At 35.0% G+C, this 14,205-nt stretch carries 11 protein-coding genes; 3 read left to right on the forward strand and 8 right to left on the reverse strand.

Translation table 11 applies throughout. The features are described from left to right. Window positions 1-441: 441 nt before the first annotated feature. Together ACOZBY_RS00785 and ACOZBY_RS00790 are read right to left on the reverse strand one after the other, a co-directional pair. Window positions 442-4,590 (reverse strand): chitobiase/beta-hexosaminidase C-terminal domain-containing protein, encoded by a 4,149-nt coding sequence (locus ACOZBY_RS00785; RefSeq protein ID WP_422761249.1) that lies wholly within the window; start codon window positions 4,588-4,590, stop codon window positions 442-444. Between the two features lie 79 nt (window positions 4,591-4,669). Further along, on the reverse strand, window positions 4,670-6,535 hold the full coding sequence (locus tag ACOZBY_RS00790; protein WP_422761251.1) for an S-layer homology domain-containing protein: 1,866 nt from the start codon (window positions 6,533-6,535) through the stop codon (window positions 4,670-4,672). A gap of 701 nt (window positions 6,536-7,236) precedes the next feature. Here ACOZBY_RS00790 and ACOZBY_RS00795 point away from each other — a divergent pair. The 3 genes from ACOZBY_RS00795 to ACOZBY_RS00805 all read left to right on the forward strand — a co-directional run bounded on the left by ACOZBY_RS00795 (window position 7,237) and on the right by ACOZBY_RS00805 (window position 8,369). Beyond that, on the forward strand, window positions 7,237-7,575 hold the full coding sequence (locus ACOZBY_RS00795) for a DUF2085 domain-containing protein (RefSeq protein ID WP_063389796.1): 339 nt from the start codon (window positions 7,237-7,239) through the stop codon (window positions 7,573-7,575). Between the two features lie 18 nt (window positions 7,576-7,593). After that, window positions 7,594-7,875: a zinc-ribbon domain-containing protein gene (locus ACOZBY_RS00800; protein ID WP_031417829.1), complete on the forward strand. Its 282-nt coding sequence runs from the start codon at window positions 7,594-7,596 to the stop codon at window positions 7,873-7,875. 170 nt (window positions 7,876-8,045) lie between these two features. Further along, window positions 8,046-8,369 (forward strand): zinc-ribbon domain-containing protein, encoded by a 324-nt coding sequence (locus ACOZBY_RS00805; RefSeq protein ID WP_036161079.1) that lies wholly within the window; start codon window positions 8,046-8,048, stop codon window positions 8,367-8,369. A gap of 222 nt (window positions 8,370-8,591) precedes the next feature. Here the strand turns inward: ACOZBY_RS00805 and ACOZBY_RS00810 are convergent, their stop codons facing one another. From ACOZBY_RS00810 to ACOZBY_RS00835, 6 genes are all read right to left on the reverse strand, one after another. Next, window positions 8,592-8,798 (reverse strand): TM2 domain-containing protein, encoded by a 207-nt coding sequence (locus ACOZBY_RS00810; protein WP_012293527.1) that lies wholly within the window; start codon window positions 8,796-8,798, stop codon window positions 8,592-8,594. A gap of 246 nt (window positions 8,799-9,044) precedes the next feature. Then, window positions 9,045-9,374 (reverse strand): cupin domain-containing protein, encoded by a 330-nt coding sequence (locus ACOZBY_RS00815; RefSeq protein WP_012293526.1) that lies wholly within the window; start codon window positions 9,372-9,374, stop codon window positions 9,045-9,047. A gap of 27 nt (window positions 9,375-9,401) precedes the next feature. Then, a complete protein-coding gene (locus tag ACOZBY_RS00820; RefSeq protein WP_422761254.1) occupies window positions 9,402-10,382 on the reverse strand; it encodes an ABC transporter substrate-binding protein in 981 nt (326 codons plus the stop codon). 83 nt (window positions 10,383-10,465) lie between these two features. Continuing rightward, window positions 10,466-11,293: a helix-turn-helix transcriptional regulator gene (locus ACOZBY_RS00825; protein ID WP_197150374.1), complete on the reverse strand. Its 828-nt coding sequence runs from the start codon at window positions 11,291-11,293 to the stop codon at window positions 10,466-10,468. Window positions 11,294-11,712: 419 nt separating this feature from the next. Next, on the reverse strand, window positions 11,713-13,050 hold the full coding sequence (locus ACOZBY_RS00830; protein WP_416277455.1) for an opine metallophore biosynthesis dehydrogenase: 1,338 nt from the start codon (window positions 13,048-13,050) through the stop codon (window positions 11,713-11,715). Window positions 13,051-13,073: 23 nt separating this feature from the next. Beyond that, the gene (locus tag ACOZBY_RS00835) at window positions 13,074-13,868 is read right to left on the reverse strand and encodes a nicotianamine synthase family protein (protein ID WP_036215113.1); all 795 of its coding nucleotides are present in this window, start codon (window positions 13,866-13,868) and stop codon (window positions 13,074-13,076) included. Window positions 13,869-14,205 lie beyond the last annotated feature (337 nt).

The raw sequence follows: 14,205 nt of genomic DNA on the forward strand, positions 1-14,205 counted from the left end.
ATTATAGACCTTTAATATCTGTAATTAAGGCAAAAGACACCGCAAAAGTTATATACCTTTTCAATTATGAGTCATTAAACCCTTAATGTTTAACTACCTCATTAAAGATTACGTAGCATAAAATAACGTTTAGTTTGTCGGGTCTTACCGCCCTATTAAAGACTTAACATATCTATAATATCTATTTAGTTTTTTTTCGTCAATTTTTTCGTTTTCATATTTAAAATACATAGGACCATCAAATATCTGCCGTTGAAAGAATTCTTGTCCACAGAAATGAATCTACTATAGGCTAGTTATGAATGAGGTAAAGTAAAAGCCACTCCAAAAGTTTGGAATGGCTAATTTTTTTACTGTACTTCATGAATACTGTCCATACTGTTTAATTATCAAAATAAAGTATGATTAGCATATGCTTTACATTGTTCCTGCAAGTAGTCATTACTTAAATTCAATTTCCTCTGCCGATGCCCCTTTTGTATACGTTATGGTCGATCCAGCAGGTAAATTACGGATTTCTTTTACATTTTTTCCTTCAATAATAATGGAACCAATTTTCGTACCTTTAAAGTCAATAATCGCATTTCCTTTTTTAGGACTGATCACTACAGTTTTGTTTGCAAATCCTTCGCCATGGAATTCGGCATATTGACTAAATACTGCAATGCCATTTTTAATAATGGTATTTTCCCCTAACGTTAATGAAATGCTTGGACGATTCACTATTAATTTACCAGTCTTGTAGTGATTAAAGCTATATACATTTTCAGGTACTATTGGTGTTGGTATTTCTTCTTTTCCTGCTTGCAAATCAATTTGAACTAATACAGGGTCATGATCCGATGCTCTGCCTTGTGCCTCTGTAAAGTTCGCATTCATATGAATTAGGTCAATTTCCGTAACATCCGCAAGATGATTCGAAACTAAAATATGATCCAACACTTGATTGTTCCCTTGGAAGAAGTACGTAAAACGATCTTGCTCTGGGGCTTTATCTATCATATTCGTTAAAACATCTCCTTTCAATGTTTCAAGTGCTGGTGTGAACTCAAAGTCATTCATGTCCCCTGCCACTATGAAATTTAAATTCGGATTTATGGCAAGTCCTTCATCGATAAAATCATTGATGGCCTGAGCAAGTTGAATACGTTTCTTAACTGATTCTAAAACTGGTGGCTGTGTTGGTCCCCAAAGTGAACCATCCCCACCTTTAGAATTTAAGTGAGCTCCGATAATAACTACACGTTCATCTTGGAATTCAAATTCCGCTGCAATTGGTTTTCGTGTATCTACAAATTTTGATGGATCAACAAAGCCAGGATTTAAAGCAAGGCTTCCATCTGCTGTCCATGTATTCGCTTGGTTGCCTAACCCTTTTATACCTGACACTAATGAAACACTTGTCGGATTATATAGATAGCCAACACGAATATTACCGCCTGGTGCACCGCCTACTGTATTGTTAATTGGCATGACATCAATCCAATCATAAGCAGGACCACCCGCAGCTTTTATCGCATGAATTAATCGCATGTAGCTTTCAGATGCATCTGCATTTCCTGAATCAATTTGACCATCGTTATCTTGAACTTCGACTAATGTAATAATATCTGGTGACTTCATATTATTTACAAATGTCGCTGCAATTCTGTCTACTTTTTCGTTAGATGTATTGGCAGGATTATTCGAAAAGTTTTCGATATTATAAGAAGCGACATTTAATTTGTCCGCTACTGGTTGAAGATGCGTCACTTCTTGTTGAAGATGTGCCTTTGTTACATTAGGAAAAACATTATTCGTGTTCAGTCGATAGCCATCTGTAAAGTTTTCTACAAATCCGATAAGCGGTTCATTAAAGCGATCCCCTGAATCATAATTTTTTCCAGCTACTCCTTCAAGCATAATTTTTTCCGGATTATAATCATCGGCTGCAATATTTAAACCGCCATTCACATTAAATGTATTATTTGTTGTGCTTGGTACAACAATTGGTGAATCATTATTGTACATTGGTCCAATCACTCTCGCCTCTGGGAACGATACTCGCATATACTCAATGGATTCCCAAAAATCGATGCCATCTTCTTGTGGATCAAAAATTGCCAAGCCATCATTATCAATAATTTTATTTGGCGGGAATAGATCCTCTCCTATCACAAGAGGCTCTGGAATTACTGCTTTACCTGTTTTTGTAATATTGGTTGCTGAAATTTGCGTATCTCTTAATCGAGAGTTGCCACCCGCTTCAGTTACATTTCCTGATACTTTAATAACGTCCCCTACTACTACATTATGTGCCGACTTACTTACCTTGATCGCTGTCGATTTTACGCCATCGAATGCTGTATCGCCTTCTTGCATAATGAAGCTACTTGAATTAATAACGAATGTTACAATTCCTTCTACATCATTTACTGCTAAATTGACATATGGTGATAGGTGGCTTGCCCCTTGAATATCGCTAATTGTGGCATTGTTAGTATCAATCATCTCATAAACAAATGTAGCAATCGCACTATTCGTTAAACCTTCTTTCACTGCAATCGCTTTAATCGTCAATGGCTGATTAACAATAATTTCCCCTGTATACTTTGTACTAGCTGTTGTTGGTGCAGAGCCGTCCAATGTGTAATAGATCGTTGCACCTTCTGTCATGGTAGAAAGCGTAACCTTCGTACCAGCTGTTATTCCACCAACGTGAGAAGCTTTGATATCCTGAACCTTTGTTACATCTTCAATAATGCGAAGCGGGAGGAGTTGATGGTTTGTATATTGACCAACAATGCCTGTAATTTCCCCATACGTTTTTCCACTTACTAAACCAGAGTCTCTTGTTTTATCATAAATAGCAAATGTGCCTGCATCATCAGTTCCGGTAAAGTTTTGACCTGAACCAGTAATAGCAACATTTTTAATGGTTACTAATTTCGATTCATTGTCTTCTCCAACCTCAATACTTTTAATAATATGTGCCTCTGGTATTGGAGAAGGAACAGGCATGCCAACAAGCGAAATATTCGTTAATTGCTTTAGTCCACTATATTCATCTACTTTACCTTGCACCAACACCCGATCACCGACTTTTGCAGTAAGACTATCTACAGGATAAATAGCTATCGCCGCTCCGTCTTCATCTTGAATGTGAGCAGTCGCTGTTTCTAATTTTGCTGTTACAATACCTGATACGGTTACCACTTGTCCTATTTCTTTATTACGTGCTTCCGTAATCGAAATATGGGTTGGTGCATCTTTAATTGTAAAATTAAAGGTCGTCATTCCACTATCGTTTAAGCCCGTTGCTGTAGCAAATGCTTTAATCGTCATTGCTTCATTTACAACAATGCCCGCTGCTGTATTATAAACCTCACTAGCTGTTGACGGTTCGGAACCATCTAACGTGTAATAGATTGTTGCATTTGGTGTATCTGTAGACAATGTTACCTTTGTACCTGCAAAAACTTCACCCGTTGCTGGAAAAGCTTTCACATTCGTTACTTCTGTAGGCTCATAATTTAATACTAATTGAAAGCTTTCCGCGTTTAACGTTTTTAACTGATATGCCCCGTTAAAAATGGAAGCAATCCCTGTCACTGTAATCACATCATTGTTATTGAACCCACCTGCTTCAAATTGAGAGAACTGATAGCCCGTACGGTTATCATGGCGAATTAAAAGCTCGTTATTTTCTGCATCAACTGCTTTAAACTCAAATGTTCCATACGTACCAGATGACGCTAAATCTTTAATCTTCACATTTTCCAGTGTAATTAACTTACCTTGTATACTGTCATCAATGGGTAGATTAACTATTTGTGGTGCTGGTGCTGTCCCTGAAGAAATGCGTTCAATTGTTGGCGAATTAAATTGAACTTCTCCACTAAATAAACTCGTTTTCCCTGTGATTTTGACAATATCTCCAACAGCTAAGCTCCCTGCTTCAGTTGAATTAGAGAAAACATATACCCCTGCAGACTCATCCTGTACATAGAAGGCCTTGCCACCCCAGCTACCAGGTGTTGCTGTAACGGTCCCTTGAATCTGAACTATACGGTCTGTTCCAACAGCTGCACGAGCTTCGGCAATTGTCCCTTCTGTGACAGAAGGATTAGTCGGTTCAGTCGGTTCTGTTGGTTCACTTCCAACGAACTCAATTGAAGTGGGTGATTTTAGCCCTGCATGACTACCAAAATATTTATCTAGTGTCCCTGTTATTTTAATTTTTTTCCCAAGATTACTTGGGTTTGTTTTTAAACCAAAGTTGGCTCTATATGAGCTTGGGGAGGTTGGTAATTGAATATACAGCATTTTCGTGACATCTGTTTCACCAGGTGTGTCGGCAATAGCCAGATTTGTGTCGCTATCTGCTATCACTGAATACGAAGTTTCACCTTTAACAAACCCAACTATATATCCTTCCACAGTAACATTATTCCTAGCTGAATTGGGATCAAATTGGTTGACAGCTTCCCCCACTCCAATAGCTTCTGTCGTTTCCGCCTTTACAACTGTTAGGTAGGGCAAAATCATAGAAATTACAAGTAAAAATGATAACGCTATTTTGGAAACGACATTAAATTCATATTTCTTCATTCATTTAGCTCCTTAGATTTTTTATCTTTTAACCTTTTCTCTATCTTGCAAAGGAATTTACAGAAAAGTTATTAGTCAATTACTCAATTACTGTGTTTCCTTCAACAGATAACCCATCTAAACTGATGTTAACATTTGGTGCATCAATGATTAAATCACCTGCAATAATACCAGTACTACCAGTTGGCATTAAAGAATATCTCCCTTTAGCTGTTGGAGCTGTTATCGTTACATTCCCCATCAAGGTATGACCATTCAAATCAATCATGACTAAATCTGTTAATGTTACATCTGAAGACACTGGAGCTATTAATTTAATTACGTCTCCTGCTTTAGCTTTTTTTAATGCTTGTTTTAATTCCTCAGCATTCTTAACATTAAATTCATTCACTTTTTCTGGGGGAATAACTGGATCAGGGGCCACATTTCCTCCACCTGTGTTTGGTGCCCCAGTACTCGGCGAAGAACCTCCAATAATTGCCTTAATTTTGCTAGCCACCGAGGCATAATTCGTAATAATCTTTGTTACAGATGAACCTGTTGGGATCGATAAGTTATTTATTAGTAAATCTGAACCGATTGAAACTCTTGCATCAGGGTTTAGAATCGTTAAATAATTAACTACACCAGCAGCATTTAACGCTAATTCCGCGGGCGTGGAAAGCAAAAGTCGTTCAAACTTTACATTTCCAGTCATATTCAGTTTTGCCGTAGAATCTATTGTTACCTTATTTGCTGCTCCATCAATATTGATAGCGGATATAGCAGCTGTCATAATAATTTCAGGAATGACTGTGTTCGACACAATCGAAATATTATTTCGTTTGACATGTACTTTTCCAGTATGCGAATTTTTAATTTTCAATACAGGTGTACTTTGATTTGCAATTTTATTTTCTAAAGAAGCATTAGCTCCATCCATGGTATCTACTAAAATTCCGTCAGTAACTGTGGCTCCATCAAATTCCACTTTTGTTTTAACAGTTGGGGTAATAGTCGCTTTTCCTGTAACCGATATATTTTTAACTGTCACACCATCTGCGTTAATTGTTATGGAATCAAGCGTTGCATTTGTATTGAATACAACTCCCTTCTCTACTGAACCTGCATTATTTAAAACAACATTATTTACTTTTGTCATCACACCATTTTTAATTGTTGCTGTAATTTCAGCCTCCAATAGTGCGGTTCTGTTTTCAGTGGTAAAAATTGACTTTACTGAATCATTAAAAAGATAGGTCTTGCCATTAATAGTAATTTCATTCGCTGTATAGTCTTCAACTTTAAACGTTACACTTTGAGAGGGGTGAGAAATCGAAGGACCAACCGCTTCTGAACGATTAATAAATGCAGCCATTTGCCCTCGTGTTACATTTGAAGAACCATCAAATAATGTAGCTGTCTTGCCATTCGTTACGTTGTTTTCATATAAAGCAGCAATCGCTTCTTTGTACTCAGCACGCACATCCGTGAATGGTAATGAATTTGTATTCGAAGCTTTTAAATGAAACGCGTTCGCTAAAATCTTTGCTACATGGTTACGTTGAATATAATCACCCTGACGAAATGTTCCATCTTCATACCCATCAATAATCCCCTCTTGCTTTAAAGCCGCAATAGCTCCAAAATATGGCTGAGTAGTAGAAATATCTTTAAAATTGGGATTGCTAACATTGGATGTGTCTAGTCCTAAAACACTTGCAATAATTTTAGCAGCTTGTCCACGTGTTAAGTTTTGTTCAGGTTTAAATGTGCCATCTTGGAACCCATTAATCATGCCACGATCATGTAAATGCTTAATGTCGTCATAAAATGGATGCGTTCGATGGACATCCTTAAAGCTACTTGCTTCTGATGCAATCGGTGCTACCACCACTACTGTTGAAGCCGTTAATGCCATTGCTGTTATTGCTTTTAAATACTTCGATTTCCTCCATTTACTCATACTTAGAGTAATACCTCCCCATTTTCCTATTTAATAAGGGTATTGTTTAATCCAATGAATGAATTCAAGGTAATTGTCAAAATTAACACTACCAAAATATTGGTTAACATAGTAATTTTAACAGAAAAATAATAAAAACATTCTAATTTATTATTAATATTCTAAATACTATGTAAAATAATCTATAGTAAACTTTAACAATATGAATAAGAGAAGTAATATCAGCTCTTTGTCTTTTTCCCCTGCCGTTACACTAAATTTTTCCGCTTATATAAGCCAGAGACAAGGTAAACGCTCTATCACTTTTAAAGAAATTGAAACATTTGCCCCTTTCTCCTCAACCTTTTTCACAATGCGATAATCACTTTAACTGAAAAAAGCTGATGAGTTTCAGCTACTCAATCAGCTTTGGAAACCGCACTTATTTATTACTATTGACCCCCCATAATATAAAGATGGCCTATATATCTTTGCCGAAGCTGTCGACTTCTTAATAGCTCAAAAAAAACTTTATTATCCTCTGTCAAACGCTCTTTTGAACTATCTTTCCGAACAACTAATTTCTCATTCAATCAATATTTAAAAAATTATATATTTAAAACTAAATTATGTAGTATATTCCATAAATTCTATTTATGTTATATACTATACGCTAGAATAATAAAGGAGTTACAGTTTTGGAAAATAGTATTAATTTTCTTTTGAAGGTTGTTTTCTTTTGCCATCAAAGACCAGACCGGTCATTTCATTATAATGGAAAAAAATTCCCACTATGTGCAAGGTGTACTGGTATGGCAGTAGGCTATCTCTTATCCATACTATTAGTCATACTTTTAGGAAGATTTGATTTATGGATTATAGCCTTATTAATTTTACCAATGGCTATCGATGGTATAGGACAATTATTTGGTAAATGGACAAGTAATAATAATAGGCGGTTCCTCACTGGATTACCTGGTGGAATCGGCATTATTTATCTTTTCTATACTATTGGTTACCAATTTTTTTTACTTGGCCAATATGTTGGAAGAAATCTATAAAATACTGGAGGACCTATTATGTATTGTAAAAATTGCGGCGAACAAATTTCGGAGCACGCAGAAATTTGTATCCACTGTGGAGTCCGCGTAAAAAATGCAAGTGGTGAAGACAAACCCAACTGGGCCGTTAACATACTTACACTTTGCTGTGTGCCACTTGTTGGATTAGTGTTGTTCTTTGTTTGGAAAGACGAAAAACCAATTGCGGCTAAATCTGCTTTAACTTTCTTCTTTATTAACTTAGGACTTATCATATTATTCTATATTGCCATGCTCCTTATAGGATTATTTAGTTCCTAAATCGAGTGATTACATATGTAAGGTATTTATTGTAGTGAACATAATCTTTTTTAGCTAAATATGCTCTATAAGGGATGTACGTTCAACCGTTATCGATACTATACTAATTAGCTGAACAGCAGAAAAAAGTTGGTAAATGGGCATTTTCTAAGATGCAGGAGGTCTTTAATATGTATTGTCCCAATTGTGGTTCTAGCGTTAACGAGAATGCCGAAATTTGTCTACACTGTGGCGTTAACATATTAAAATTTAGCGGTCAAGTAACTGCGGCAAAAAATGATACACCAAACATTTGGATTAATGTACTCAGTTTATGCTGTTTCCCTATACTTGGAATTATTATCTATTTTGTATGGAAAGATACACAACCTAAAGCAGCAAAATCAGCTTTAATATATGCTTTGTTTGGTATAGCTATATCAATCATTATCACGATTATTTCATTTGTAATAGGCGTTGTAGTAGAGATGATGAATGATAGCTATTATTACTAAAAAAGTGATTATTTTAATGTAGCTGCAGTATACTGTTAGCTTAAAGTACTTAAACAATAAGATCCGCTCAATTAGTTAACCACTAAATAAATAAGAAGGGTAGACATTTAGAAAAGTCTCCCTTCTTTTATCGCATTACTATAAATAAAATCAACAAGCTGAAAATAATCTATGTACAAGCCCATCGTTTTTATATTTCAATAATTTACTAATTATGTTCTATTACGATTTAATAATGTTGCCGTCCTTATCAGTAAATTTACCAACGATTATCATAATTAAATCAATAATTGTCCAAATACCCAATCCACCTAATGTTAAAAACATTAAAATTCCTGTACCGATTTTACCAGCATAAAAACGGTGAACACCTAGACTTCCTAAAAAGAAACAAAGTAATAATGTTGCTACGAAACTTCTGTCTGACATAAAATACCTCCAATAAATTTATAAATACTATAGTATGAGACCCTACCAAATAAGTATATTACAATTTAAGTATTTTTCAACATTTTTTTCCTCGAAATTCATTCTATTTTTTTGATACTTTACTCCTATAAAATAGTTCTTCTGAAGGTCGATATATTGTTATTAACACACTTATCTCCATCTCTAGCTTGCCTCGTTCGTACAATAAAAAAGAGCTGACTATGCAGCTCTAGAATTTTTGTTATTTTATTTACTATCAGTATTTACTATGCCTTTAGGCTCCACTAGCATAATATGGCATTCTTTTTCGGCAAAAGGCTTATGCGCAGGGCCACCTGGAATTATAACCATCTCCCCTTGTGAAATTTTCACCTGGCCATCGCGAAAAGCGATAAATAGCTCTCCTTGGAGGACAATAAATACTTTATCCGCTCCTTGATGCTCATGCCATATAAAATCTCCATCAATCTTAACCAGCTTGAATTGGAAATCGTGTATTTCACCAATAACTTTTGGTGCCCATAGTTCATTTATTTGAGCTGCACTCTCATTCAGATTAATAGCTTGATAATACATATACTTCTCTCCCTTTATTTGTTCTACTTAATTTTTTAGAGCTTTTGTTATATTTTGCAAAGCGTATTCCATAGCTAGTGGGCCACCAGTAATAGCAGATGTATCCATCAAATGAATATTTCCTTTCTTTACCGCGTTCATATTATTCCAAACATTATTTTCATTTAACTCACTCAGTAATGTTTCTTTTTTGGTTATATCCCCTATAAGGAAAATATGGTCTGCTTGAATAGTTGAAATTCCTTCGAACGCAGAAAACTGATTGCTCTTACCATTAAATGTGATATCTGGTGTAAGTCCCAACCCCTTTTCTTTATCAAACGCAAGTGTATAAACAGGGTTATCTTCACCCAAAACATTAAAAGTTTTTCCATCCCATGACACTATAAGTGCTACTGACTCTCCTTCAATCGATTTTAAATCTTCACGCCCAGTTGTAATTGCTTGCATCATTTTTTCAATTACTTTTTCAGCTTCGTCCTCTTTGCCAATAATCTCGGCTACTGTACGGAGACCATATTGCCAATCTTCATAAATATCCTGGTATTTTAAAGTAATGACTGGCGCTATTTTTTCAAGTGATTCATACAGTTTTTCATGATGTTCTGTTGCTAAAATAAAATCAGGCTCGGTCGATAGAGTTTTTTCAATAATAGGAGACAATTTATCTCCTAATTCTTCGGTTGAATCTAGTTTTCCATTTAAATAGGCTAAAGAAGATAGATACTCTTTATCTGTAGAAGCTGTAGGCGGCTCACCCAGTGCAACTAATATTTCTGGGTAAAAATACCAAAGCGACGCTATTTTTTCAGGTTTCTTCTCGATAACTATTTCTTTACCTAAGGCATCCTTAATGGTTCTTGGCCAATCAGTAGTATCCTGCTGAATCGCTGAAGTAGATGTCTCTTTTGTAGATATTCCTTTATTTTCAGTTGGTGTTTCATTACAGCCTCCTAGTATTCCAGCTAATAAAAGTATTGAGAAACACAATCCTTTCATCTTTTGCATCCTAAATTCCTCCAACATATGATCTTTGATATGCCATTAGTATAGTAAAGGCATTGATAGATTTGAATGGATGCTTGTTGAAACTAGCATGGATTATTAATGAACTTCTCACGAAACTCTTTAGGAGGTATACCAAATTGTTTCTTAAACACTCTACTAAAATAAAAGGGGTCATCCATTCCAACAGCCTGCGCAATTTGTTGTACAGGAGCATCACTTTTAAAGAGCATTTCTTGTGCCATGTTTATACGGTATTTCAATAAATATTCTGCTGGTCCCATCCCTGCATGTTTTCTAAATACATAAGATAGCCGATTTCGATTCACGTTATATTGTTCTGCAAGCAAGGGAATTGTAAGGCTTTGATAATAGTGTTCATGAATATAGGAAGATACCTGCTCAAATAAAATATGTGATTGACAGCTATTTTGCCGATTAACCACACATAATAAAGCCTCATTCAATACATCACGAAATAGCATTTCAGTCTGAAACCTAGAAATGCCTCCGCGCTGATTATACACATGCCAAAGACGCATAACTAATTCGATAAGACGAGGAGATTGTCCAGTTGATAATTCAAAATGTTGATGAGAAAAGCCTGCCTCCTGCGGTTCTGAGTTACATATGCGATAGAGAACAAGGATATATTCCCAATTCGTATTATCAAAATTCTTTTGATCCAGTTTCATTTTTGCACCGCCATGCACAATTTTTCCTGGAGAAAAGATATAAGGTGTGCCATTGAAATGAAATTGTATTTTTCCATTAAGCGGAAAAATAAATCCAGGAAAAGCATCTGTATAGTCAGCGTATGGCACACCTGAATTACTAGCATATCGATATATTCCTTCTACTTGAAATGGAATATGTGCTAAATATGCTGCTAACTGATTTACATCGATGTTCAAATTGCATACCTCATTTCAAAAATTGTTTACCAGTAATCGTAAAATTCTAGCTATACATCTTGAATAACTTTTGACCATAAACAGCGTATACCCTTCAATAAGCTACTGATGTAGCTAAAAGACACAGACATTTTAGGTCTGTTCCTCTATCTTTTTACAGAAGTCCATTCTGCAATATTATTCAAACGTATTTAGCCTAACATGCGAAAAGGTGGAGATGACGATGCTCGTCTATCTCCACCTTATCGATAATGATTATCATTGTCAATTTAAAATAGAACCACCCATCTACTAATTGGTGGCTTGCACTACGCATTTATTTAGCAATAACTTCAGACTTTTGAAGAGTCCGCTAATTCTTAGTTTTCATACGACCACTAAAGCCAGCTTAATGATACGACTGATTGAAAACTTAATAACTAATTAATCCTGTTACATATTTTCTTCCCTGTCTTTTGTTTTTCACTTAAAATTAAATCCTTACAAATCATCTCGATTTCTTGTGAATAGGATTTTATTTGGAAGGCATCAGAAAATATTTTATTCCTAGATGTAGCCACAACTTGCTGTAGTTTTTTTTCGTAGGTTTGGACAAAATGATCAAGCGTTGGGCTTTCCAATTTCAGGGCACTCGCAATCCCTTGTATGATTTTCATACGAAAATAGTCCTCTTTTGGCATTCTAGGAATATCCCATTCTCCATCAAGATTTTTATACATTCCTTTAAAAGGGATTGCCGAAAAATCAAAGTATTTTCCTTCTTTGTTTGGTATAGAAAATGGATCAATTAATAAAGAAGCATAACGAATATAGAGCAAATATTCTTGATGTATAGATTCAAGTTTATTAAAATTCTCGATTTCCTGTCTATTTATACTTGCTGGCTGCAATGGATAATTATCATCTACCATAAACTTTAATAAATTGAGAGGTTGAATATTGAAGTGGTTTGTAATTTTCATCATTTCTCCCCAATAGGTTAGTAAATGCCTAATCATAGTATAAGTAATAGGCCCCTCAGGATAAAGCTTATACACATATTTTGTTACGTTATCCTCCTCAAATACTGCTTTTAATGCAAAATCATTCATAAATAAGGGAGGATGGACGTACAAAGAAATATTCCTTGTTTCTGCTTCAAGGGGACAAGCTAATTTTTTCAAATGAATTCCCAAATCCTTAAATAATTCAGTAATTTTAACTAGTCTAGGAGACGTTGAGTAGGTTGAGCCAATATAAATTGTATTCTTCACTCCTGTTGTCAAAACTTCATTTGATGGAATTCCACCTATCCATCTAGTATCTCCATAATATGTGGAAAAACTAATGATCTCTGCATGAGGGCAAAGATTCTTTAGAAAATTAGCCATTAAAAGACTAGAACCAAATGTAGGTGAGATTAATATATAGCTACTAACCTCCTTCAATACTTTCGTATCAATTTGTGCTAATACAGCTAGATAAGAATCTGTCGTCACACAAAGGACAACAGTATCCCACTTTCCAGATATTTTATGATACCCCTTAAAACATGCATCAATCTTACATACTCCTGAAACAGCCTGATGTTGTGTATTTTGTACAGACACCTTAAGTACAAGCTGATGCTGAACAACTGCTTCAAAGAAAATATTGGAACTTACAGATTCTCGACCTGCAATAGCAATTTTACTCTTGAAAAAATTTTTGAAATTCACAGCTAATTGAATGACTGTAGGCCCTGTTCCTAACAGTAATACATGATTAAAATAAGTCATAGCTTTCTCCTCACCTATTAAATTCATTGTACCTTTTGATATAAAACAACATCAAACACATGTTGAGGTTGCATAACTTCTTCTATTATATGCCATTTATTTTCGTCTACATTTTGCCTAGGGTAGTTAAAAAGAGACTTTAGTCCATTTCCATAACGCATAGCAATCAGCACATCTTTATTTGTCACATCATATAATTGGTCTAAAATGTCATATTTATTACTTACGGTGGAACTAAATATAACATGACTAATTTGCTGCATAACTGTTAGCTCCTCTAATGTCTTCTTATCAATTTGAATGGATAAATGACTTCCTAATTTATTTACTAGATGTTTGCTCAGCTGAATCGCCTCATCATCAATATCTATTCCAAAAACGTCTGCTCCTGTTTGTTCTGCAACCATTAATAATGTTATGGGAAAAGACCCAGAACCTATCAAAAGTACCTTCGATTGACTGGTAACTTGAAAACCTCCAAATTCCTTGCCAATACAAGCTCCTATATTACGAAAGTAATCGGTCATCTCTTTCTCTTCATGACTTAGTAATACCGCCCAATGTTTCTCTAGGATTTGGACACAAACAGCAGAATTATTTCTTAAATTGTCAATTAATGATAGTATCTCTATCGATTGTTTGATATGTTTCCATTGTTTTTCATTATCACGATTGATTATAAAAGAAGAATAATCATCCATTAATTCACATAGCTCATCATAATTAATTAGAAGATGATCTTTGTTTTGCTGAATCATGAACTTAAATTTTTTATCAAAGTACTTTAATTTTTTTAACAATAGCTCGATATCGTTCACTTGCCCCACTCCTATTTTGAGAATTAAAGTTCAATATATGCTATACCTTCTAAAACTATTGCAACATATCCTTGAGAATCTGAATTTGACCGTTCAGCAAAAAAGAATGAAGGGAGTAACGAGATTAGGTTATCCCAGCTATGTTATTAAGCGATAGAAAAGGCATTGACATCAGGCTAGCACCTACTTATGAATAGCCCAGATTGATGACGTCTAAGGAATCTATCTAACTCCTATAATTTCACACAAAAAAACCAGAAGCTCACCTATAATAGGAGCTTCTGGTTATTCATTTGTGCAAATGTCTAGAGTACCTGGCTGGTTATAGGGAGTAAGT

The sequence above is a fragment of the Lysinibacillus sp. NPDC056220 genome, from assembly GCF_049315265.1.
Taxonomy (GTDB): Bacteria; Bacillota; Bacilli; order Bacillales_A; family Planococcaceae; genus Lysinibacillus; species Lysinibacillus pinottii.